Raw genomic sequence first — 22,000 nt, 5'->3', positions numbered from 1 at the left:
GTCCTCATTTTTTGGACTATTGAATCGTATCAAGCATCTTGTAGTAAAGGCCGACCAGCGGCAGGAACCAGGGCTTGCCGGAATAGCCCGGAATGGCCGGCCATTCGAGATCGGCAACCGGATTGCGGTCGCCGCGCCCAAGGATGGCGTCGGCCAGATGGATGCCCATCTGCGTCGATATCTGGGCACCGTGGCCAGAATAGCCCATTGCATACCAGACGCCATCGGCGAAGCCCGCACGCGGATAGCGGTCCTGCGTCATATCCACGAGACCGCCCCAGCAATAATCGATTTCGACATTGGCGAGATGCGGAAAAATCCTGACGAGATTTGCGCGAAGGATTGCGCCGCTCTTGGTATCGGAACGCTGGTCGGATGTGGTTGAAAAGCGTGCACGGCCACCAAAGATCACGCGATTGTCCGGTGCCAGCCGGAAGTAGTTGCCGATATTCATCGACGTCACATATGTGCGGTTGCCTGGCAGGGTGGCCGCGATTTCGCTTTCGGTCAGTGGCCGCGTCGCAATGATGAAGCTGCCGACAGGAATGATGCGTTTTCGAAAATAGGGAAAACTATCAGTCGTATAGGCGCCTGTTGCGAGGATAATATTGTCAGCCGTAGTCGTGCCGCGTGACGTTACGAGTTGGTTAACACCATTGACGTTCTTGCGTTCGATCACGGGTGTGTTTTCAAAGATCGCCGCACCTTGGCGTACTGCTGCTATAGCAAGTCCGGTAACGTAGCGGCCCATATGCATCATGGCGCTTTTCCTGGAAAGCATCGCACCATGGAAGTTGCTGGATCCGACTTCGCCTGCAAGCTCATCGCGGCGCAGTAAAACTGTGTCAGGGTCGATTTCCGCGTGAATGGCCTCGAAATTGCGTACCAGACCATCGAAATGGGCTGGTTTGGACGCAAGCTTCAACTTGCCCGCACGGCGGAAGGAACAGTCGATATTCTCCTCCCGTACAATCCGCTCGATCGTATCGATCGAGTCGTCAAAAGCCTTGTAGAGTGTCTTGGCGCGCTCTGCACCAAGGTGCTGTTTTGCCGCGATGAAGCTGTGCGCGAGGCCATTGTTGAGATGGCCGCCATTGCGTCCCGATGCACCGGAACCGACGAGAGCTGCTTCGAAGACAGCAACGCGCGCGCCGCCCTTGGCAAGTTGCAATGCAGCAGAAAGTCCAGTGAAGCCCCCGCCGATGATGGCGACATCGTAGTGTCCTTCCGGGGACCGCTGCTCCGCTTGTGTAAAAGGCGGTGTAGTATCGTGCCAATAGGGCTTGAATTGCATTTTGCCTCGCGATGATAGCGCATTCCGAAACTGGGAACCGGTAGGAATAAATGCGCGCAAATACGAATTGTTGGAGCGCCATCTAATAAAATCAGATCGAACCGCGCTCTAAAGCCCGACGGCGCCGGCCAAACCGGAAATGCCCTTGATTTCGATATAGCCATAATAGGGATTCGCAGGCTCATGGCCGCGATTGACCCAGATCTTGTTCTTGATGCCTAAATCATGAGCCGACATCAAATCATAACGAAATGATGAGGAAACATGAAGAATGTCTTCCGGATTGGCGTTGAGCTGATCCAGCATGTATTCGAAAGCCCTGAAGCGCGGTTTGTACGCTTGTGCCTGCTGCGCAGTGTAAACGGCGTGGAACGGAGCGCCGAGCTTTTCAACGTTCGAGTGGATTTGTTCATTCATTGCATTTGAAAGAATTACGAGGGGAATTTCCTTCGCGACCTTGGCAAGACCCGCTGGTACGTCCGGGTGCGGACCCCAGGTCGGAACCTTCTCATAGACCTTGCGTGCGTCTTCTTCATGGAATCTGACACGGTTTTTCTTGCAGGTCCGTTCAATCGCATTGTGAACGACTTCACTATAAGGTTTCCACTCGCCGAGGATTTCGTCGAGGCGATAAGCGGCAAAATCCTTTACAAACTGCTGCATGCGTTCTTCGTCAACCTCGTCGCAATAGAGTTCGCGCGCGGCTTCCGCCATCTGGAAATTGGTCAGCGTACCGTAGCAATCGAAAGTAATGTATTTCGGTCTAAATTGGGTCATGCTCTGATCCTCCTAAGCATTGCAGGCACGGCCGTGCCGTTCACAAGCATCATAATGAGCCGTGAACGGAGTAATCACTGCATTCTTATCGGCACAAAGCAGATTGTTTCGTATCCGGTCAAAGCTTTGGCAGAGAGTTTTGTCGGGCGATTGTCGGAGGAGCTTTGCAGCTGAGTTCGGCAGGTGGTTTGGCCATGGTCACGGCATAACATGCGGCGGCAGCGCAAAAGGACAGTGAAAACGCTCTGCCTAAACATACCGGTCGGGATGAACTGCTGCTTGAGGCGTTTTAATCTGAGTCCATGAAGAACCATGCCGGAATCAGCTATGAACGCATCACAAATTATTTTTGAAACGATGACGCAAGACCATCTCGGTGAAGCTGTTGCCCTGTCTGCTCAAGCAGGTTGGCCGCATCGCCGCGAAGATTGGGCGCTGGTATTGGCTTTGAGCAATGGCGTGGTCGCGCTAGAAGACGGCCGTGTCGTTGGGACCGCGATGACGACACTTTTCGGTGGCGATACCGCCACCATCAATATGGTTATCGTCGATGAGAGCATGCGCGGACGCGGGTTGGGCCGCAAGCTGATGCAGACCGCTCTTGAGGCTGCTGATAAACGCATCTGCCTCCTGATCGCAACGCAGGAGGGGTTACCTCTTTATGAGAAGCTCGGCTTCGTCGCGACTGGCGAGATCGTTCAGCATCAGGGTGTGGTATCAGGGGTCGACGCGCCAGACAATGTATCGTGGGCAACGCCTGAAGATTTCGATCATTTATTTGTTCTGGATCGGCTGGCAGCGGGACATGATCGTTTTGAACTCATGCAGCTTCTGGTTGAACGGGCCCAGTTTGCAGTCGTTCGTACTGATGGTGCGGTGAATGCATTTGCAGCAATCCGCGTATTTGGACGCGGGTTTGTTATCGGCCCAGTTATTGCGAGCAATGACACCGAGGCCCGGGCGTTGATCGGTTTCCTGCTCTCGCAGCACATTGGTGAGTTTGTCCGCGTCGACACGCACATCTCAACAAATCTGGCGGAATGGCTAGCCCAACGCGGGCTCGTCCATGTTGGCGGCGGAATACCCATGCGCCGTGCGGCAAACATGCAGCAAGAAAACAAGATCCCGTCGCCATATCGAATATATGCCCTTGTAAATCAGGCACTGGGTTGAGCCGCAAAAGACTAGTTGATTGGAGAATATCATGCTGAGCAATTCGTTGATCGAACTTGATCGCGCCCATCTGGTGCATCCGGTTTCGTCCTATCGCAGCCACGAAGCTGCTGGTGTGCGTATTCTGAAGTCGGGCAAAGGGGCTACGGTCAATGATGCCTCCGGCCACACCCTGCTCGATGGCTTCGCGGGCCTTTGGTGTGTCAATGCCGGTTATGGTCAGGACAGCATCGTCGAGGCCGCCACGAAGCAGTTGCGCGAGCTGCCCTACGCTACCGGCTATTTTGGTTTGGGATCAGAACCGGGCATTCGTCTCGCGGCTGAACTGGCTGACCGCGCACCAGGCGATCTCAATCATGTCTATTTCACGCTGGGCGGTTCTGATGCGATCGACAGCACGATCCGCTTTATTCGCTATTACTATCATGCCAGGAGCATGCCGCAGAAAGACCAGTTTATCTCGGTTGAACATGGCTACCACGGTTCCTCTACCGCAGGTTCGGGCTTGACCGCTCTTGCGTCATTTCATGCGGGCTTCGGGGTGCCTTATGACTGGCAGCACAAAATCCCCTCGCATTATGCTTATCGCAACCCTGTCGGCCCTGATTCCCAGGCAATTATAAATGCCTCGGTTGCGGCGCTGCGCGCGAAAATTGAAGAACTTGGCGCGGAACGTGTAGCTGCTTTCTATGTCGAACCTATTCAAGGTTCAGGCGGTGTTCTTGTGCCACCGACTGGCTGGCTTAAGGCGATGCATGCAGTGTGCAAGGAGCTTGATGTCCTTTTCATCGCCGATGAGGTCATCACCGCGTTTGGCCGTACAGGTCCGCTTTTCGCCTGTGAGGAAGACGGTGTCGTACCGGACTTCATCACCACTGCCAAAGGCTTGACGTCCGGCTATTTGCCAATGGGTGCCGTCTTAATGTCGGAGCACGTCTATTCTACGATTGCGGATGGTGCGGGTAAAGCAGCAGTCGGCCACGGCTATACCTATTCCGCGCACCCGGTCAGTGCTGCGGTTGGTCTTGAATGTCTGCGCCTTTATGAAGGCGGATTGCTCGACAATGGCCGAAAGGCAGGAAAGCGTTTGCTAGCCGGGCTCCAATCGCTTGCTGATCATCCGCTGGTCGGCGATGTGCGCGGGCGTGGCATGCTGGCTGCAATCGAATTGGTGACCGACAAGGAACGCAAGACGCCGCTGCCGGCAGCTGCCGATCCGGCACGGCGTATTTTTGACCGCGCTTGGGACAATGGCCTTGTCATTCGTGCCTTTGCCAATGGTGTGCTGGGCTATGCACCGCCGCTTTGCTGCACGGATGAAGATATCGATGCCATTATTGAGCGCACTCGCCTCACGCTGGACCAGACGCTGGCGGATGATGATGTGCGCACGGAAATGAAGGGATGAGAGAACGAAACAGGAGGAGATGATGCGATGGATTTCGTGAATCCCAGAAATTCGCAATTTTATGCTGCCGTTCCGGACCTATTCAGCGCAATTTACGCACATCTCCGTAACACACTGCCATAGCTGTTAAAGGTGTAAGATGAAAGGCAGATCCAATGGATCGCGCTGGGATGTATCGACAATTATTCCCGCAGCTGCTGGACTCTCCTTTGATACGCACAAGCTGCGTTGGCCGACACTGCAAGAGGTATTTTTAACAACTGAATATCTGAAAGATTGGTGTAACCGGTGACCATAAGCCGGCGCCCACACAACCATCAACAAGGGGAACTGCAATGAGCGAGAAGATAACCAACTGGACTTCTTCCGACCACCGGATGATTGAAAATGCAATTCGCCGCGGAGCGAACCGTCGTGAACTGCTTCAAATGATGATGATGGGCGGTGTGGCAGCAGTAGCCGGCGCTTCTGTTTTCGCGCGTGCTACTTCTGCACTGGCTGCTACCCCTGTGAAAGGTGGCTTTATCAAAGCCGCGGGTTTCAGCGCATCCACTGCAGATACGCTTGATCCCGCCAAGGCATCCAATGCGACGGATTACGTTCGTTGCTGTGCGTTTTACAACCGCCTGACCTTTCTTGATGGCCAAGGCCAGACCCAGATGGAACTCGCGGAAAGTATTGAGAGCGCTGATGCCAAGGCCTGGACTGTCAAGCTGCGCAAGGGTGTGACCTTTCATGACGGCAAGTCACTCACTGCTGATGACGTGGTCTTTTCGCTAAAGCGCCACCTTGATCCGGCTGTCGGGTCCAAAGTCAATGCGCTGGCCAAGCAGATTACCGACGCAAAGAAGATCAATGACACGACCGTTGAGATTACGCTGGAAAGCGCAAACGCAGACCTTCCGACCATCCTTGCGATGCACCATTTCATGATCGTGGCCAACGGCACGACTGACTTCTCCAAGGGAAATGGCACGGGACCGTTCATCTGCAAGGAGTTTCAGCCCGGCGTTCGTTCGATGGCATCGCGCAATGAGAACTATTGGAAGGACAACGGTCCCTACCTTGATTCCTTCGAGTTCTTCGCAATTTCAGACGAATCCGCCCGCATGAACGCGGTCCTCTCGGGCGACATTCAACTGGCTGCCAACCTCAATCCGCGCTCGCTGCGGGTTCTTGAGAACAATCCGGCGGCAAAACTCTTCATTTCCAAGCTGGGCACCTATACCAATCTGAATGTGCGGCTTGATATGGCGCCCGGCAACAAGGCTGGCGTTGCGGAAGCTTTCAAATACCTCACCAACCGCGAAGTTATCCAGAAATCGGTGTTGCGGGGACTAGCGGAAATTGCAAACGATCATCCCGTTCCGAATACCAACAAATACTTCAACGCTGAACTCAAACAGCGCGAGTACGACCCAGAGCACGCCAAATCACTGCTTGAAAAGGCTGGCGTGCTCGGTCAGGAAATTCATATCACCGCAGCGGAAGCTGCCTCTTCATCGCTCGATTATGCGATGGTACTCCAGCAGGCAGCTTCATCCATAGGCCAGAAGGTCGTTATCGATCGCGTGCCTTCGGATGGATATTGGTCGAACCATTGGCTAAAAGACGCCGTGCACTATGGCAATATCAATGCACGTCCAACTCCCGACATTCTTTTCTCGCTACTCTATAAGTCGGATGCGCCCTGGAACGAAAGCCGGTACAAGTCTGATAAGTTCGACTCTATGCTGCTTGAGGCCCGTGGTATGTTGGACGAAGCGAAACGCAAGGAAATCTACGGCGAGATGCAGGCCTTAATTTCCAATGAAGCAGGGACTGTCATTCCTGTATTCATGTCGAATGTTGACGCGATTTCGCCAAATCTGCAGGGCCTTGAGCCAAATCCGCTCGGCGGCATGATGGGCTACACATTTGCCGAGCACGCCTGGCTGGAAGCCTGATTGTTTCTTTTGTTTGGCCCGGGCAAAGCACTGACCTTGTCCGGGCGATATTTTCCCCAAGTTGCGGACTGTGCATGATCATGAAGTCCCCATTGCTCAATATTATCATCAAGCGCCTGATAGTCGCAGTCGTGACGCTTCTCATTGTCGCGTTCACGATTTTCTTTGCGACCGAGATGCTGCCGGGTGATGTGGCAGAAATTTTGCTGGGGCAGGCGGCTACTCCAGAAGCGGTTGCCGGACTTCGTCACGCGATGAATCTTGATCAGCCCGCATTCTTTCGCTTCGTTTACTGGCTCGGACACCTATTGAGGGGTGAACTCGGGGTATCTTATGTCAACAATGTTCCCATCGCCGATCTGATTGGCAGCAGATTGGTGAACTCGCTCAAGCTTGCTAGTGTCACAGCCGCCATTTCGGTTCCAATTGCACTGTTTCTCGGTATTACTGCCGCTATCATGCGCGGCACTTTCTATGACCGCGCTGTCTCGATCATTACAATTGCGGTCATTTCAGTGCCAGAATTCATGGTTGCAACAATCGCAGTCATTGTTTTTGCGGTCTATCTCGGCTGGCTACCCGCACTCTCCATGGCCAATGAGGTCACGTCGCTTTCCGGCCTGTTGAAGGTATTCGCCATGCCAGTCATCACACTGAGTTTTGTGATTTCTGCGCAGATGATCCGCATGACGCGCGCCGCAGTTTTGGAAACGCTGGATACGTCCTATGTGGAAATGGCCTTGCTCAAAGGCGCCTCGCGGTTCCGGATGGTAATCGTCCATGCGCTGCCCAATGCGCTGGGGCCTATCGTCAACGCCGTGGCGCTTTCGCTTTCCTACCTGCTTGGCGGCGTCATCATTGTGGAAACCATCTTCAACTATCCCGGCATTGCCAAGCTGATGCTCGATGCAGTTGCAACGCGCGATCTGCCCTTGATTCAAACCTGCGCGATGATCTTTTGCTTTGGTTATCTCCTGCTTATCACGATAGCGGATCTGATTGCCATCGTCTCCAACCCGAGGCTTCGATAGTAATGTCCCCCATGACAAATCAGCAGGAAACTAAGTCTGCGTCCTTCGGATACCGGATCAATCTGGTTGGCGCCATTTCTTTCCTCGTCGTTCTGGCCTGGGCCCTTGTCGCCGTATTCGCTCCATGGATTGCGCCGCATCCGGTTGGTGAGATTGTCGATTTCGATTTCTTCGGCCCCACAAGCGCGCAGTTCCCACTCGGCACCGACTATCTTGGACGAGACATGCTCTCGCGCATTATCTACGGTGCACGTTTCACGGTCGGGATTTCACTTGCGGCTGTTTTTCTGGCCTGCTTTGGTGGCGTCTTTTTGGGGATGATGGCAGCCGTGGTCGGTGGTTGGTTCGATTCTGCCCTCAGCCGCTTTCTGGATGCGCTGACCTCAATCCCAAGCAAGATTCTGGCTTTGGTAATTGTTGCCGGCGTGGGTTCGTCCATTCCGATTTTGATCGCGACTATGGCTGTCATTTACACGCCTGGCAGTTATCGGTTTGCGCGTGCATTGGCAATCAACATCAATGCGATGGACTACATTACCGTTGCAAGAGCGCGTGGCGAAAAGATGGGCTATCTGATCCGCTCGGAAATCCTGCCCGGGATTATTCGTCCTGTGCTCGCCGATTTTGGCTTGCGTTTTGTCTTCATCGTCCTGCTTCTGTCAAGCATGTCTTTCCTGGGACTGGGCGTGCAACCGCCTTTTGCTGACTGGGGTGCTTTGGTCAAGGAAAATATCGGTGGGCTAACCTTTGCAGCACCCGCCGTGGTGTTGCCCTCTATTGCCATTGCGAGCCTTACGATCAGCGTCAATCTGCTGATCGATAATCTTCCTCAGAAGATCCGCGATCGGAGTGAGTAATGGGCAATATTGTAGAGGTTAGCAATCTGCGCGTGGATGCAAAGACTGATTCCGGGCGCAAAGTGGAAATCATCAGGGATGTAAGTTTTGATATTGCAGAAGGCGAAATCGTAGCGCTTATCGGCGAGAGCGGTTCCGGCAAAACGACGATTGCGCTCTCCCTGATGGGCTACACGCGACCCGGCTGTCGAATCGTGAGCGGCAATATAGCTATAGGCGGACAGGATATCGTAAATCTTTCGGAGCGGAAAAGAGCACGAAAGCGTGGCACGGAAGTCTCCTACGTTCCTCAAAGTGCGGCGGCGTCCTTCAATCCCGCGCATCGGATCATGGAGCAGGTCATCGAAGTGGCGAAAATCCATCGCCTTATGCCGGTGAACCAGGCACGCAAGAAGGCGATTACCCTATTCAAGGCGCTTGCACTGCCAAACCCTGATACGATTGGTGATCGGTATCCCCATCAGGTATCAGGTGGGCAACTGCAGAGGCTTTCAGCGGCGATGGCGCTGATCGGTGACCCGAGGCTCGTGATTTTTGACGAGCCAACAACGGCACTTGACGTGACGACCCAGATTGAGGTTCTGCGCGCGTTCAAGTCAGTCATGAAAGAGCACGGCATTTCCGGTGTATACGTATCCCACGATCTGGCGGTTGTTGCCCAAATTGCCGACCGCATTGTCGTTCTGAAAAACGGCGAAGTGCAGGAAGCCGGCAGTACGCAGGATATTCTCCACAACCCGCAGCACCCTTATACCAAGGAACTTGTAGCCGCATTTGAACCAGCCTTGTATGCTCGCCCGAAAATGGTCGAGGCCGAGAAGCCAGCACCACTTCTGGTAGTCGACAATGTCGTTGCGGGCTATGGCATGGTTGGAGGTTCAGGTGATCCAGCGATGATCGCCGTCGATAATGTCAGCCTGCAACTCGCGCGAGGCAGGAACCTGGGCATTATTGGTGAATCCGGCTGCGGAAAATCTACGCTTGCACGCGTCATCGCGGGCATTTTGCCTGCTGCTCGCGGCCAGATACGCTTTGACGGTGCGGAGATGCCGAGCGACTTGCGCAGGCGCAGCCGCGATCAGTTGCGCGAACTACAGATTGTTTTCCAGTCTGCGGATACAGCGCTTAATCCGTTCAAATCCATTGCTGAAATCCTGGCTCGTCCGCTGTCGTTCTATCATGAGATGGACAGCAAAAGCCGTGAAGCGCGAATTGATCAGCTTCTCGATATGGTGCGCCTGCCACGAACTCTGCGTTATCGGCGTCCAGGCGAATTATCGGGTGGTCAAAAGCAGCGTATCAACTTGGCGCGAGCGCTGGCGGCGGATCCCAAACTTATCCTTTGCGATGAAATCACATCCGCCCTCGACACCGTTGTTGCAGCAGCGATCATCGATCTCCTGAAGGAATTGCAGCGTGAACTTAATTTATCCTATCTTTTTATCAGCCACGATCTTTCCACCGTCCGGGCCATTTGCGATGAAGTCGTGGTCATGTATGCGGGGAGGAAGGTCGAACAGCTGAGCCCCGGCATGATGGGCAGCACGGCGAGCCATCCTTATTCGCGGCTCCTGTTTTCTTCAGTACCTAAGCTCGACCCGCGCTGGTTGGACAGTCTGGAACAGGATCCTGACCTGGTGCGTGAGTTTACGAGAACCTGATATACCGTGGCAGATTTCGACCAAGGGAAAGCGGTGCTGCAATAGCGGCCTTCTGACGTTTTCCATCTACTCAGTGAAGATCACATCCAAGGGAAGATGAGCTTTCACGATAGGGGATTTGAGCACGACAAAACTGAAATATTTGTCTATGCCGATATCCATGTCGATGAGACGTTCCATAATGGTCTGATATTCAACAATCCCTGGGGTGACGAATTTCATAAGATAATCGTAACCACCGGAAACCAAGTGACACTCGATGACCGAATCGACCTTTCCGACGGTGGTAAGAAACCGTGCAAAGTCGGTCTGGCGATGGTTCTTTAGCGTGATCTCGGTGAATACCGTCAGTGTCTGACCAAGTTTTGAAACGTCGATCTGCGCTGAATAACCTGTGATATAGCCTTCTGACTGGAGCCTCTTTACCCGCATCAGGCAGGGACTGGGAGAAAGATTGACGAGTTCGGCAAGCTCGACATTGGTTATCCGTCCGTTCTTTTGCATCTGGGATAGAATTTTAATATCTATTTTGTCCAGCTTCATGGAAATACCAATCATTTAGTACTGTGAAAAAAGAATATCGTCTTTTTCATTCTATGCTGCAATCGCTTCAGACCGTGTTGATGATATTCAGTTCAGGTGCGATGCAGACCTTGATTGGATGCAATAATCGCCTGCTAAAGGCACGGCAAACCACAGGAAATTCTGTGTAAGATCAAACTCCGAAGCATGACTCGGCGCTCACCGCGTTAGGATGCAGAAACACCGGGAGTTGTACCCATGCCTGCGCCCCTATTGCATATTGAAACCAGCCCGACTTTACCCGACGAGGCGGATGTTGTCGTCATAGGAGGCGGCGTTGTTGGTGTATTTACAGCCTATTACCTCGCCCGCAGCGGTGTGAAGGTTGCCCTCTTAGAAAAAGGGCGAGTTGCCGCCGAGCAGTCGAGCCGCAACTGGGGCTGGTGTCGTCAACAGAACCGCGATGCGCGGGAACTGCCGATGGCCACTAGAAGTCTTGAGTTGTGGGATAAGGTTGCTGAGGAAACCGGCGAGGATGCGGGTTTTCGCAGATGCGGATTGCTCTATCTTTCGCAGGATGAAGCTGAAATAGCCAGCTGGGCGAAATGGCGTGATTTTGCAAAAACCGTTGGTGTAGAGACACATATGCTGAGCGCGGCAGAAGCTGCCGAACGCGGCACCGCAACGACATACTTATGGAAAGGTGGTGTCTTCTCGCCAACTGACGGAGTCGCTGATCCGTCGAGAGCCGTTCCGGTTATTGCAAGGGGCATCATGGCGGCTGGAGGCACAGTGCATCAGAATTGCGCGGCACGTGGTTTGGAACTGAGTGCAGGTCGGGTGACCGGAGTGGTCACAGAAGCCGGAGTGATCCGCACCAAGACGGTGGTAATGGCTGGTGGCGCGTGGGCCTCGTCCTTCTGCAACCAGGTGGGCATTCGGTTTCCACAGGCGGCCGTTCGTGCTTCTATTCTTTCTGTCGCGCCCGGAGCGATGGACTTGCCGGATGCATTACACACATCGCAAGTATCGATAACTCGCCGCATGGATGGAGGATATACTCTGGCGATCAGCGGGCGCGCGCGAGTAGATACAACACCGCAGCAATTGCGGTTCAGCCGCGAGTTCATTCCCATGTTCATACGCCGCTGGCGCAGCCTTGCCCCCGGTGGGCTTGGCGGCTGGTGTGAGGGACATGAAACGTTGAAAAAGTGGTCACTCGATGACATCACTCCGATGGAAAAGAATCGTATTCTTGACCCGAAGCCTGATGAAGGACAGATCCGCCTTACCTATCAAAGAGCGAAGAAACTATTACCGGAATTAGCCAAATTTCCGATTGCCAACCGCTGGGCCGGATATATTGATAGTACGCCGGATGGTGTCCCGGCGATCGGGGAAATAGAGGCTGTACCAGGCTTTATTCTTGCGGCTGGATTCAGCGGGCATGGTTTTGGGATCGGCCCCGGTGCCGGTCATATGATAGCCGACCTAATCACAGGCCGTTCACCGCTAGTCGATCCAAATCCCTACAAGCCAGAGCGCTTAAACCGCAGCGCATGGGGAAATGTCGCTGATTTCTAGACATGGTTCGCGATTACTACTCGTCCCATTTAGATGCATCAGAGCGGATTTTCAGCGAACGAGAGGCCCAAAATCACAGTACAGCATTGTTGCGACACCGCCCTACTTGCAGAGCGAGTAGTGCGGCTACCAGCCTAGGGATCGGCGGAAGATCGAAGATTAAATAAGTCCTCTTGCACGGTGTGTTACTTAACGCCCGCGACTGCAAGCTTAGTCTTCTGCCTAGGGAATCCGTTCCTTGACTAGCCATGATGCGAAGCCGTCGACGATGGGGCGGCTCTTTTCGTGTCAGATGGCGCACCGGGCGGACCGGCGCGCTGGCATGGCATGTCACCACGAGCGCATGCCCATCTGTCCAGTCTTCATCTTTCTTTACTCTCAGCGCCTTTGTATATCTCAGCAAGGTCGCATAAGTCCCAGTTCCCTCCAGTCAACACCGCGCAAACCTTTTCGTCCGGTTTGACTTTTATGGAGCCGGCCAACAAAGCACCAACACCAATCGAGGCGGCCGGTTCAGCGATCAATTTCGCATCTTTGGCAAGAGTACGCATACCTGCGATGATATGTTCGTCGTTAACGAGAATAATCTCATCCACATACGTTTCAATAATAGGATACGGGTTTCTACCCGGAACACTTATTCTCAAGCCATCCGCAATGGTTTCTTTTAAGGGAAACGACGTACGTTCTTTATTTATCCGGCTGTGAAAATACTTCGGTGTTAAGGCAGGTTCTGCGCCTATAACGCGCACTGATGGTTTCGTTTCCTTGATAGCCGTCGCGATTCCCGAGATAAGGCCTCCGCCGCCGACGGGAATAATGACCGTATCCACATCTTCCAAGTCCTCCAGTATTTCGCACCCTATTGTTCCCTGGCCAGCCATTACCATGGGGTCCTCAAAACCGTGAATAGTCGCATATTTGTTTTCTTCAGCGATTTCATAGACCCTCTTCCATCTGGCAGCAGTATCCCCATCAAAGAGAATGACTTCTGCACCAAGGGCTTTTGTATTGGCAATTTTAATTTTTGGCGTAGTAACCGGGAGTACCAATATCACTTTTACGCCCAGCATCCTTGCCGCATAAGAAAGCCCTTGGGCATGATTGCCCGACGAAGAGGCAATGATGCCGTTTGCGATCTCTTTTCTTGGGAGCGAAAGTGCCTTGTTGAGAGCGCCGCGAATTTTAAACGCGCCAGTAATTTGCAAGGTTTCAGGTTTAAGATATAGCTGACAACCAACAGCTTCCTCTATTTTTTCTGCTCGCAACAACGGCGTATGCCTGATGTGGGGTGCCAGCCTTTTCTGGGCTTCCCGAATGTCCTGCATTGTTGGGTAGTTGCGCATATTCCCTGTCGCCTTTCAACTTCAAGAATTACGTTCCTCTGAACATAAGAGGAAGCTTTGATCGATGTTGATTTTATTTTTGGGACCAATCCTCGCATTTGCTCGCAGTGTACCGCACACGCACGGCCCTCTTGGCGGGAATTTTAAAAGCAACTTTACTGTGCGAAGTCTCTAAAATCATTATTCAAAGAACTCGAAGAAAGTTCCAATGTCTCTTTCTATTGCATTTCGATAAATTTTGATCGACGTTACATTGTCCTGTATGGCCATTCCTGTGGAGTCGAAAATGGTTACTTCATCATCATTTTCTCTTCCTGGCTTTTTACCCAGCAATATCTCGCCGATTTCTCCATGGATATCGTCTTTTGTGATGATATTTTTATTTAATGGATGCCACGTTTCGCCCTTTTCGGTGCACTGCGCAATTGAGTCAACGACTACTTTTGCATTCCTAAAAATCTCTGGACCTAGTTCTTGTTTACCTTGCTGATCTGTACCGATTGCAACAATGTGTGTACCGGGTTTCACCCATTCTGGTTCCACAAGCGACCCTTTTCCGCGGGTCGTCGTAATCAAGATATCGGCCTGCTCAACGGCTTCTTTTTTGGAGTTTGCCATGATTACAGGAATGCCAAATTCGCTTTCGATATCCGTCTTGTATTTGGAGAGCGTATGCGGGTTACGGTCCCATGCGTGAATCTCTTCAATTTTCATAGTCTCGTTGATCATCCGGATTTGCATTCTTGCCTGATTTCCCGTCCCGATCGACGTAATTTTTTTTGCATTTTTCCTTGCCAGTGCTTTTACGGAAACGGCCCCAGACGCTCCGGTTCTGAGACCCGTGATCAAACTTCCATCCATAACGCAAATTAACGCACAACTCCTGGCATCAAGCAGCAAAATGGTCCCCATGCCACTAGGCAGGCCGTGTGCTGTTGGGTTGTTGATGAACCCTCCAGAGGACGCTTTCATGGAGATTACTTCGTTGGCTTTGTCATAACCAACCTTGAAATCAATTTCCCCACGAGGCGAGGGGAGATGTATCCCAATATAGTCAGGTTGTTCCACCTGATCACTGTTAAAGGCTTTGTATGCCTCTTCCACCGTACAGATGACTTCGCTAACGCAGATTAATCTGCTAACTTCCTCTTTTTTAAGCAGCAGCGTTTTCATGCATTATCTCTCTATTTTTTAAGTTCAGGCCGAACGCCATATGCTTGCGGCCGAAAGCTTGACACTCTTCAGATAGAAGGCGCATGTTCAAAAGTAGGACATGTTGAGCTTGGGCCGTCAGGATCGACACAAACGTGATCACGATGATAAAATGGGATCTGATGCTTATGTTTGTTAGACGTCTCCCAGAATGCATTACCTGAATACGTGCGAGCATTATTGCATCGGGTACGCAGCAGAAAATGTCGAGTTCTCCCCAAATGCACACTTTGCATTGGTTTCCAGCTCCGTCTGCGAAAGCTATTGCTACGGCCCTCTTGCTAACATGATGCCGCAGTCATTTCGTCGGCGGGCCGGCTCGAGCCGCTTCGCACACAAACTGATGGAGTTAAACCGGATTCTTCAGATTGCCAAACTCAGAATCGGCATGACGGTACCTTGAGGCGATTGGACTGGAATGAATTTTCTTTACTTGGCGGCGTTCAGATCGGTCATGTTGACGGGGACAATCAGTGGTGCGGCGGAAATCCTCGGACGAAGTCAGCCCGCGGTGAGCAGGTTGATCGACAAGTTGGAATATGAACTTGGAGTCTCTTTGTTTGAAAGGCGCAAAGGCCTTATCACTCCCACTCCAACGGCACAATTGCTCCTTGACGAGATTGAACGTGCGTACGTTTCGTTGGAGGCTTTGCGCACCTTTTCCGAACGGCTGGCTCAAGGTGAGGGAGGACAAATAAGCGTTGCAGCAATGCCGGCATTGGGTATCAGCATTATCCCTCAGCTTTTGGCTCGCTTCAGGATCGACTGGCCCAAGACGAAGGTTACTCTACTTGTGCGATTGTCCGTCAAAATCGAGGAGTGGGCCGCTGCCCAACAGATCGATTTCGGGCTCGCGGAGGCGCCGGTCCGGATTTCGCACCGAGATATTTAGTAGTAGTCCGTATATAGCCGCGGTTCCAAAAGACCATCCTTTCGCTGACCGCTCGCAGCTTGGTCCCGCAGAACTCAACGAAGGCCCATTCATATCATGGAACTCCTTTGTCTCGGCGCGCGTGCTCATCGATCAGGCTAAAGCCGATGGAAAGCAATCACCTTCACAATCACAATCACCTTCATATTCAGACTCAGCGTCACCGTCAGATGAAAGTCGGGCTTTGGAGAAAGAAGGGTTAGTGTCTACGCATACACACGCGAGAGACGACCAACCTCAAGAGCCGTTCTCCAAACCGTCCAGTATCGAAGCGGGACGATCGTTTCTCCAAAGAAGGGGAATACCCGCCCACCGCACGAGCGATGCGCTCAAACGATTGATGTCAGGATGCCTATACCAATCCGACATTGACGACTGGCAAGCGGAAGAGCGAGGCATCGCATGATACAGCTTGATCTTCTTGCCTGGGGAGAGAACAGGCCATTGAACGTCATCGATGCCATGCCGGCGTTGATAAAGCGTGCGGCGCTCGAAACGGTCTATCAGATCCCACGGTCGAAGGGTGGAGGCAAATCATCGTGTTGGAGCGGGAAGTGGCATGAGCAACGTTGTCCATTTCCCTGATCTCCGCCAACTGAGTGTTGTCCTCTGGAAAGATGATGACGGCGCCTACTTGCTCTGCGTTTGTGCTATGAGGACGTGTTCATAGAGAACCTTGATTTCATCCCATCCAAACCGTGAACCCGAGCCCGTCACGATATACGTCAAATCCTTGCGAGGATCTTCAATCCCGTCAACGGCGAATAGAAGCGCCTTGTGCAAGGCATCAAAGGGCTTCGTTTCGCGATCGGCCGCGACACCCTCGCCAGACTTTGGCGGGAAATACAGTGTCGCCGGTTCATCTAAATCCTGCTTGACCATATCGATACCCCCGATTTAATCGCCCAGTCCCCGCTATGTGCGCCAAAAAGGGGAGGAGCAAGAAGCCGCGGGTGGGGACCCTGTCGTGTTGTCTCCACTCCTCCCAAGGCCACACCGCAAAGGCGGGGTATTGGGGGTCTGGGGTCGCGCTTCGCGGTTAGCCGGATCAGAATATACCCGTAGCGTCAGGCGGTCATGATTCTAGTATTGTTTAGTCGTGGCCTAAGTCCAATTAATTACCCGCTGCACTCCCCTGGTTTAGTGCCTACGCATACGCGAGAGGTAGATGTTTCTGAATACCCACTAGATCCACTATCAAGCCCAGAGGAAGGCAGAGACAAGCTTCGTTACAGAGGGCGTACCGGAAAACCAGATTGATGGCCTCCTCCATAAATGGATGGCTGAGCGGTTGTACCAGGATGAACTTGATCAGTATGCGAAGATATCAGCATGACAGCCCCAGCCTCGAGCCACTCATGTGCTTCAATTCAGCTTGTGTGGATCGCTAGTGTCGAGACTCAACAAGTAGAGTTCGCGCTTGACCGCCATGCCGGCCAGTCGACCAAAGTCACGTTCACCGCGCTCAAAGAAAATCATGACCGTGAGGGCGACACGTTCAGCCAGTGGATGCAGAAGCGGGTCGCGGCCAAGGAATTGACAAGCCCGACGGTGCGCCCTTCCCAAGATGCGCAGTTCCTCTTGAGTGTAATCGTGGTCAAACGTGAAAAATGGCATGAGGTGCTCATCCTCTGGCGGGAGCACATCTCATCTCTCAAGCGCCGATGGGCCTCTAACGTACCCGACGATGTGATGATTGTACGCCTCTGTGGGTAAATTGCGAATCTTCTGGAAAAGCGACCGTGCTTGGAGCTTGGGCCTCAATCTTTTATCCGGAACCCAAATCAGTCCATTCGCTTGGCAGCTATTACCCAAACGTCAACCGGTCGTTCGAGGACGACAGTGCCAAGGCCGACAACACCAACATCGCCCGCGAGTTCAAGCGCTACGGTACGCCCGACAGTATCATTGGCAAGATGATTACCGCGCCGCACGATAATATCAGCTGGCTCAAGTCCAACGAGCTCGCGGCCGAAGGCTTCTCGACCGTGATCACACCCGGCGATGAGCCACCACAGACGACAGCGGCGGTGCCTCAATACGTGCCGCCGCTCAGCTATGCGCCAACACCCACGCCCGTGCAGCCAACGCCAGCCCCATCCTATGCGCCCAACTACAACGACTGGTCGATGACCTGCCAGTCGACGGCAACAGGATCGTTGTACGGGGTGAGCATCTACAACAACGGCACCATTGCCATCGGCAAGAACATGTACAGTGTCGATGATGGGCACTTCGCGAAGAACGGCGCTGGTTCCTACCTCGCCAAGGGCCGCACCAAGTATGGGCATTACGTGGCTGTATTCCACTCCACCAATCCACAGCCCTACATCGCCTTCGTCAACAGGAAAGGCGAGCGCGTCAAGGACTGGTGCCGCTGACTTAATCCAAGAATAGCGGGACCGGCGGGAAATTTGGTTGTCGAGACAAGCCTATCCCGGAACTCTAGATGTCGATCAGTCAGCTCATTGTTGTGGTTGTGGTCTGAAGTCATACCTGACTGGCGGCGCAGGCGGGCCAGAGACCCTGTGAGGGAGGGAAGTGGTTGAAGCAGATCGAAGTCCACCTCGCTGCTGTATCCGCGGTGGACTGGGGATGCTTGATGGTGACTATGGTAGGTCTGAAGAGAAGGCGTTCACCAAGAGCAGGCATCCCGCTAGATGCATCCCCAAAGCTCCAAGGCGCCGAGCCTTGACTTCGCCAGTGGTGAATTTTATTAAACTTTCCAAGGAGCTGACCTACTCATCCTTCTTTGATTTCCATCTCTTTATCGCCTTTAAGGCTTGCCATAAGAAAGCTGCATCTTGGATGGCCATAATTACGAGAATAGTCGACAAGGCCACAAGTCGTCATTCCCCGCTAGTTAAATTATTACTTCGCAGGAATGCGCGACGAGCACTGACATCGACAACTTTTGGCAAGTCGGAAATCACGGCGTTTGCAAACAGCATATGGGGCGATCTACCGACTCCCGAACAGAGAGTTCGGACCTAATTTTGGCTGCCTGTAATGATGCGTACTTTTACACATTCGCAATTGATCTGATCCGTTCAATGGAGCGGATAGAAAGCACACATTCGCTGCACCTACACCTTCTTGAACCGTCCGATGCGGTCATCCAAAAGGCCGAAGAGCTGAAAAGAAAACTTATTTGGGTAAAGCTAACTTATACAGTTGATCAATGCGCCCTTGCTGCTTCGGTAAACAACCGCGCGATTTATTACACTTCGGCCCGTTTTTTGTTAGCACCATCGATACTCGCCAGAGGCATCGACCGCCTTTTGATAATTGACGTTGATGCGGTAATGAACTTTTCGCCTTGGGGGCTATTTGATCGAACCTCTCTCAAGCATAGTGGAGGATTTATCTTTCGCCCACATATGAATCGCCCAACTCGCAAGGTACTCGCATCTGCTGTGTTTTTTCATTCTTCTGCGGGTTCAATGCGTCTTGCTGACACTCTTGCACGTAGTCTCGCAGTGACATTCAAAAGTAGGCCCAGATATCATATTGATCAGATACTGCCACACTACATCTGTACGATTGCAACTAGCCGTTTTTGGGACTTCTCGACGTTCGACATCCCTGCGAAGCTCATGGGATACTCGTATCAAGCCGATGCTGCATTTTGGACTACAAAAGGGAAATCGAATATCGACCGTTTCCTATCCGAGCGAACAAAATTGCTCGACTCAACAACTCATTGATCAAAACGCACGTACCGTCGAGAGAAGGACGATAGGTGGTGCATGCCATAGCTCCAAAACTATGCGTCGAGAAGCATGGGGGCAGCTCAGGTGCAAAAAACCATGATCTAAGAAGCGAGCATACCGTTCATTCATGGACCTTAAAGACATTTAAACCGCCATAACACTGTGACAACGATCGTAGTCTTTACACGCCGTACGCCTGACGTGGACATACTTGATGGTTGCGGCCGGAAGAATTCATAAGAATTTTTGATGTTATTAACAACGCGACCGTCCTATCGACAGCGCGTCCCTTCCGAAGCCTCAGTATTTGCTTTAGACGACTGCGCGGAAAATGGTAATCTTTTCCATGCCAGCACTGTCAAACCTCAAGTGGGAGGCGTTCGCACAGGCCGTTGTTCAGGGCGGCCCGGCCTCGCGTGCTTACAGCAGGGCCTATCGCGCCACGGGCAATTCCGCCGAGGTGAATGCCGCGAAGCTGCTCAGAAATACTCAGGTGGCGGCTAGGGTAGCAGAATTGCAGAACGAGGTGCAGGCCAAGACCATGGTTACTGTTGAAGGCTTGACCCGCGACCTGTTCGAGATCAAACGGCAAGCAATGATAGATGGGAAATATGCGGCCGCTGTCAGCGCGCTGGAGCTCATCGCAAAAATGCACGGCTTCCTGATCGACCGCTCCGAGCAGGTGGTTATGCACCGGCCAGCACCATTGCCGACGAAGCTGTTCGAGTTGAGTGAGGAGGAATGGCGGGCACAGTTCTCCCCGTGATCGCCACACAGCGACGACGGACCGACACCGAACTGAGACCGCCGTCTCTTCGCGGGCTGGTCGAGGTCATCGTACAGTGGAGAATGGAGCGCGCCGCCGGAGAGCGCCACCGCCGGTAAAAATCGCGTGGAAAGGGTGATCGGGATAGAACGAAAGGCAGCGATTGACAGCGAAAATTAGCTGGCAGTGCGCCGCCAAGGTGCAGGAAAAGGTGCAGGATGATTTTCACTTGGTTCTAAAAACATCGGAAAATCAACGCTGTACTAACGTATGCTGGCGGAGAGAGCGGGATTCGAACCCGCGTTACGCTTTTGACGTAAACACACTTTCCAGGCGTGCGCCTTCAACCACTCGGCCACCTCTCCGTCTCACATCCGGCATTTGGCCGGATGGGTCAAATTTTCTCAGCCGGAAAGCTCCGGCTTCGAGAGCACCGTCAACCATCGGTCACTCAATCTTGGATGGGCACGCAACGCTTGCCGATGGTTAGCCGACAGCGACCCCGTGCGGCGCGCACTATAGTCAGAACAGTCGCTTGTTCAACTCCTATTTCAACATAATTGTGCTTTGCCGTAATTTCGCCAGTTCCTGGCTGAATTTGTTGGGAATTTTCTCGTATAATCCACCTCGTGCCATCAAAATACCGGCAGAATTGAATTCATTCGGCTGCTGTCAGGCACTAGAATGCCGTTCGTGCAGTTATTTGTTGGAGACAGACGTGATCCGATCGCTTTTCAGGCTCCTTGCCTACATTGCCCTCAGTCTGGCGATCATTGCCGCCGTTCTTGACGCCGCCCGTTCGGTCGGCGCGTCGCATTTGATCATGACCTCGTTGCGGGACAGTTGGCAGTCCATCTCGGCGTCGTCGCTCGCCCTTGCCGAAGCCAGCATCAGAACCCATATTTACCCCATCCTATGGGACCCGATTATGCTCTGGGTGCTCGAGACACCAACCTTCATCGTTTTCGCCCTGCTCGCCTTTCTGCTTTACGCCATGGGTTACAGGCGCCAAAACAGGGTAGGGCGCTTCGCAGCGCGCTGAGTTGCCTTGGGACCGCGCCTTTCCTGGAGGTATCCCGATGTTCATCATCGACATGTTCAACAAGAAAACCAAAATGCCCAATGCAGCGGAAGCTCTTCCGGGGCGTGTCGCTCCAATTCCTACCGCCGAGTTGCACTTCGTCAACGGCCGGCCTCTGAAAGGCCCTTGGCCAGACAATCTCGAGGCCGCCATGTTCGGCATGGGTTGCTTCTGGGGTGTAGAACGCCTGCTCTGGGAGGTTCCCGGCGTCTATGTCACCGCCGCAGGCTATACCGGAGGCATCACACCGAATCCGACCTACCAGGAAACCTGTACCGGCCTGACTGGACACAATGAAGTGGTGCTCGTGGTTTTTGACCCAGCGATAATCAGCTATGAGGAGTTGTTGACGCTGTTCTGGGAAGAGCATGATCCAACGCAAGGCATGCGCCAAGGCAACGATATTGGCACGACCTACCGTTCCGGTATCTATACGTTCACGCCGGAGCAGGGGGCTGCCGCGGAGGCAAGCCGTGTGGCCTACCAGCAGGCACTGACCGCTGCGGGACGTGGCAAGATCACCACGGAAATTCTGGAGGTACCGGAATTCTATTATGCCGAGGACTATCATCAGCAGTACCTGGCCAAGAATCCGGCCGGTTACTGTGGACTGCGGGGCACCGGTGTTTCATGTCCGATACCACAGGCAGGAGCGACGCTCCAAATTACATAACGGCCTGATTTGACTGGATTTTGCA

20 protein-coding genes and 1 tRNA gene are annotated in these 22,000 nt (G+C 53.0%); 14 read left to right on the top strand and 7 right to left on the bottom strand.

The window, feature by feature from the left end; all coding sequences use genetic code 11:
• Positions 1–16: 16 nt before the first annotated feature.
• Both CU102_RS20935 and CU102_RS20930 read right to left on the bottom strand, forming a co-directional pair.
• Entirely contained in the window at positions 17–1,294 is a 1,278-nt protein-coding gene (locus CU102_RS20935) for an NAD(P)/FAD-dependent oxidoreductase (RefSeq protein WP_106713037.1), read from the bottom strand.
• Positions 1,295–1,402: 108 nt separating this feature from the next.
• A complete protein-coding gene (locus CU102_RS20930; RefSeq protein ID WP_106713036.1) occupies positions 1,403–2,071 on the bottom strand; it encodes a haloacid dehalogenase type II in 669 nt (222 codons plus the stop codon).
• 327 nt (positions 2,072–2,398) lie between these two features.
• Between CU102_RS20930 and CU102_RS20925 the strand changes: the two genes are divergently transcribed.
• From CU102_RS20925 to CU102_RS20900, 6 genes are all read left to right on the top strand, one after another.
• A complete protein-coding gene (locus tag CU102_RS20925; RefSeq protein ID WP_106713082.1) occupies positions 2,399–3,244 on the top strand; it encodes a GNAT family N-acetyltransferase in 846 nt (281 codons plus the stop codon).
• Between the two features lie 31 nt (positions 3,245–3,275).
• Positions 3,276–4,652 carry an aspartate aminotransferase family protein gene (locus tag CU102_RS20920; RefSeq protein WP_106713035.1) on the top strand — a complete coding sequence of 459 codons (1,377 nt, stop codon included), beginning with the start codon at positions 3,276–3,278 and terminating at the stop codon, positions 4,650–4,652.
• Positions 4,653–4,987: 335 nt separating this feature from the next.
• Positions 4,988–6,598, top strand: coding sequence for an ABC transporter substrate-binding protein (locus CU102_RS20915; protein WP_106713034.1), 1,611 nt, complete (start codon positions 4,988–4,990; stop codon positions 6,596–6,598).
• Between the two features lie 80 nt (positions 6,599–6,678).
• A complete protein-coding gene (locus CU102_RS20910; RefSeq protein ID WP_106713081.1) occupies positions 6,679–7,629 on the top strand; it encodes an ABC transporter permease in 951 nt (316 codons plus the stop codon).
• Positions 7,630–7,631: 2 nt separating this feature from the next.
• Positions 7,632–8,486, top strand: a complete 855-nt coding sequence (locus CU102_RS20905) for an ABC transporter permease (protein ID WP_425351582.1) — start codon at positions 7,632–7,634, stop codon at positions 8,484–8,486.
• On the top strand, positions 8,486–10,147 hold the full coding sequence (locus tag CU102_RS20900) for an ABC transporter ATP-binding protein (RefSeq protein WP_106713033.1): 1,662 nt from the start codon (positions 8,486–8,488) through the stop codon (positions 10,145–10,147). The genes CU102_RS20905 and CU102_RS20900 overlap by 1 nt, the downstream gene beginning before the upstream one ends.
• A gap of 66 nt (positions 10,148–10,213) precedes the next feature.
• On the opposite strand, the gene CU102_RS20895 is transcribed toward CU102_RS20900, so the two are convergent.
• Positions 10,214–10,690, bottom strand: a complete 477-nt coding sequence (locus CU102_RS20895) for an Lrp/AsnC family transcriptional regulator (RefSeq protein ID WP_106713079.1) — start codon at positions 10,688–10,690, stop codon at positions 10,214–10,216.
• A gap of 237 nt (positions 10,691–10,927) precedes the next feature.
• On the opposite strand from CU102_RS20895, the gene CU102_RS20890 reads away from it, so the two are divergent.
• Positions 10,928–12,253, top strand: coding sequence for an NAD(P)/FAD-dependent oxidoreductase (locus CU102_RS20890; protein ID WP_106713032.1), 1,326 nt, complete (start codon positions 10,928–10,930; stop codon positions 12,251–12,253).
• A 362-nt stretch (positions 12,254–12,615) separates the two neighbouring features.
• Here CU102_RS20890 and CU102_RS20885 read toward each other — a convergent pair whose 3' ends face one another.
• Together CU102_RS20885 and CU102_RS20880 are read right to left on the bottom strand one after the other, a co-directional pair.
• Positions 12,616–13,599 carry a threonine/serine dehydratase family protein gene (locus CU102_RS20885; protein ID WP_106713031.1) on the bottom strand — a complete coding sequence of 328 codons (984 nt, stop codon included), beginning with the start codon at positions 13,597–13,599 and terminating at the stop codon, positions 12,616–12,618.
• Positions 13,600–13,779: 180 nt separating this feature from the next.
• Entirely contained in the window at positions 13,780–14,772 is a 993-nt protein-coding gene (locus CU102_RS20880) for an ornithine cyclodeaminase family protein (RefSeq protein WP_106713030.1), read from the bottom strand.
• A gap of 457 nt (positions 14,773–15,229) precedes the next feature.
• Between CU102_RS20880 and CU102_RS30495 the strand changes: the two genes are divergently transcribed.
• Positions 15,230–15,703 carry a LysR family transcriptional regulator gene (locus CU102_RS30495; protein WP_245425459.1) on the top strand — a complete coding sequence of 158 codons (474 nt, stop codon included), beginning with the start codon at positions 15,230–15,232 and terminating at the stop codon, positions 15,701–15,703.
• A 669-nt stretch (positions 15,704–16,372) separates the two neighbouring features.
• Here the strand turns inward: CU102_RS30495 and CU102_RS20860 are convergent.
• Positions 16,373–16,624, bottom strand: coding sequence for a hypothetical protein (locus CU102_RS20860; RefSeq protein WP_106713027.1), 252 nt, complete (start codon positions 16,622–16,624; stop codon positions 16,373–16,375).
• A 450-nt stretch (positions 16,625–17,074) separates the two neighbouring features.
• On the opposite strand from CU102_RS20860, the gene CU102_RS20855 reads away from it, so the two are divergent.
• The 4 genes from CU102_RS20855 to CU102_RS20840 all read left to right on the top strand — a co-directional run bounded on the left by CU102_RS20855 (position 17,075) and on the right by CU102_RS20840 (position 20,221).
• Positions 17,075–17,458 carry a hypothetical protein gene (locus CU102_RS20855; protein ID WP_133624620.1) on the top strand — a complete coding sequence of 128 codons (384 nt, stop codon included), beginning with the start codon at positions 17,075–17,077 and terminating at the stop codon, positions 17,456–17,458.
• Positions 17,459–17,484: 26 nt separating this feature from the next.
• Positions 17,485–18,123 carry a hypothetical protein gene (locus CU102_RS20850; protein WP_106713025.1) on the top strand — a complete coding sequence of 213 codons (639 nt, stop codon included), beginning with the start codon at positions 17,485–17,487 and terminating at the stop codon, positions 18,121–18,123.
• 615 nt (positions 18,124–18,738) lie between these two features.
• Positions 18,739–19,449 carry a hypothetical protein gene (locus CU102_RS20845; protein ID WP_245425457.1) on the top strand — a complete coding sequence of 237 codons (711 nt, stop codon included), beginning with the start codon at positions 18,739–18,741 and terminating at the stop codon, positions 19,447–19,449.
• 352 nt (positions 19,450–19,801) lie between these two features.
• Positions 19,802–20,221 (top strand): terminase small subunit, encoded by a 420-nt coding sequence (locus CU102_RS20840; RefSeq protein WP_166648506.1) that lies wholly within the window; start codon positions 19,802–19,804, stop codon positions 20,219–20,221.
• A gap of 274 nt (positions 20,222–20,495) precedes the next feature.
• On the opposite strand, the gene CU102_RS20835 is transcribed toward CU102_RS20840, so the two are convergent.
• Positions 20,496–20,586, bottom strand: a tRNA-Ser gene (locus CU102_RS20835).
• A gap of 353 nt (positions 20,587–20,939) precedes the next feature.
• Here CU102_RS20835 and CU102_RS20830 point away from each other — a divergent pair.
• Both CU102_RS20830 and msrA read left to right on the top strand, forming a co-directional pair.
• On the top strand, positions 20,940–21,263 hold the full coding sequence (locus CU102_RS20830; protein WP_106713078.1) for a hypothetical protein: 324 nt from the start codon (positions 20,940–20,942) through the stop codon (positions 21,261–21,263).
• A 37-nt stretch (positions 21,264–21,300) separates the two neighbouring features.
• Complete coding sequence (gene msrA, locus CU102_RS20825) at positions 21,301–21,975, top strand: peptide-methionine (S)-S-oxide reductase MsrA (RefSeq protein ID WP_106713022.1); 675 nt, start codon at positions 21,301–21,303, stop codon at positions 21,973–21,975.
• Positions 21,976–22,000: the final 25 nt, after the last annotated feature.

This window comes from Phyllobacterium brassicacearum (assembly GCF_003010955.1).
Taxonomy (GTDB): domain Bacteria; phylum Pseudomonadota; class Alphaproteobacteria; order Rhizobiales; family Rhizobiaceae; genus Phyllobacterium; species Phyllobacterium brassicacearum.
The sequence above is the reverse complement of the archived record's forward strand: the minus strand, read 5'-3'. Positions and strand labels throughout refer to the sequence as shown.

Excerpts from the sequence above, each read along its gene's own strand:
- CU102_RS20935 (WP_106713037.1), bottom strand. The coding sequence starts at position 1,294 with ATGCAATTCAAGCCCTATTGGCACGATACTACACCGCCTTTTACACAA.
- CU102_RS20930 (WP_106713036.1), bottom strand. The coding sequence starts at position 2,071 with ATGACCCAATTTAGACCGAAATACATTACTTTCGATTGCTACGGTACG.
- CU102_RS20925 (WP_106713082.1), top strand. The coding sequence starts at position 2,399 with ATGAACGCATCACAAATTATTTTTGAAACGATGACGCAAGACCATCTC.
- CU102_RS20920 (WP_106713035.1), top strand. The coding sequence starts at position 3,276 with ATGCTGAGCAATTCGTTGATCGAACTTGATCGCGCCCATCTGGTGCAT.
- CU102_RS20915 (WP_106713034.1), top strand. The coding sequence starts at position 4,988 with ATGAGCGAGAAGATAACCAACTGGACTTCTTCCGACCACCGGATGATT.
- CU102_RS20910 (WP_106713081.1), top strand. The coding sequence starts at position 6,679 with ATGAAGTCCCCATTGCTCAATATTATCATCAAGCGCCTGATAGTCGCA.
- CU102_RS20905 (WP_425351582.1), top strand. The coding sequence starts at position 7,632 with ATGTCCCCCATGACAAATCAGCAGGAAACTAAGTCTGCGTCCTTCGGA.
- CU102_RS20900 (WP_106713033.1), top strand. The coding sequence starts at position 8,486 with ATGGGCAATATTGTAGAGGTTAGCAATCTGCGCGTGGATGCAAAGACT.
- CU102_RS20895 (WP_106713079.1), bottom strand. The coding sequence starts at position 10,690 with ATGAAGCTGGACAAAATAGATATTAAAATTCTATCCCAGATGCAAAAG.
- CU102_RS20890 (WP_106713032.1), top strand. The coding sequence starts at position 10,928 with ATGCCTGCGCCCCTATTGCATATTGAAACCAGCCCGACTTTACCCGAC.
- CU102_RS20885 (WP_106713031.1), bottom strand. The coding sequence starts at position 13,599 with ATGCGCAACTACCCAACAATGCAGGACATTCGGGAAGCCCAGAAAAGG.
- CU102_RS20880 (WP_106713030.1), bottom strand. The coding sequence starts at position 14,772 with ATGAAAACGCTGCTGCTTAAAAAAGAGGAAGTTAGCAGATTAATCTGC.
- CU102_RS30495 (WP_245425459.1), top strand. The coding sequence starts at position 15,230 with ATGAATTTTCTTTACTTGGCGGCGTTCAGATCGGTCATGTTGACGGGG.
- CU102_RS20860 (WP_106713027.1), bottom strand. The coding sequence starts at position 16,624 with ATGGTCAAGCAGGATTTAGATGAACCGGCGACACTGTATTTCCCGCCA.
- CU102_RS20855 (WP_133624620.1), top strand. The coding sequence starts at position 17,075 with ATGACAGCCCCAGCCTCGAGCCACTCATGTGCTTCAATTCAGCTTGTG.
- CU102_RS20840 (WP_166648506.1), top strand. The coding sequence starts at position 19,802 with ATGCCAGCACTGTCAAACCTCAAGTGGGAGGCGTTCGCACAGGCCGTT.
- msrA (WP_106713022.1), top strand. The coding sequence starts at position 21,301 with ATGTTCATCATCGACATGTTCAACAAGAAAACCAAAATGCCCAATGCA.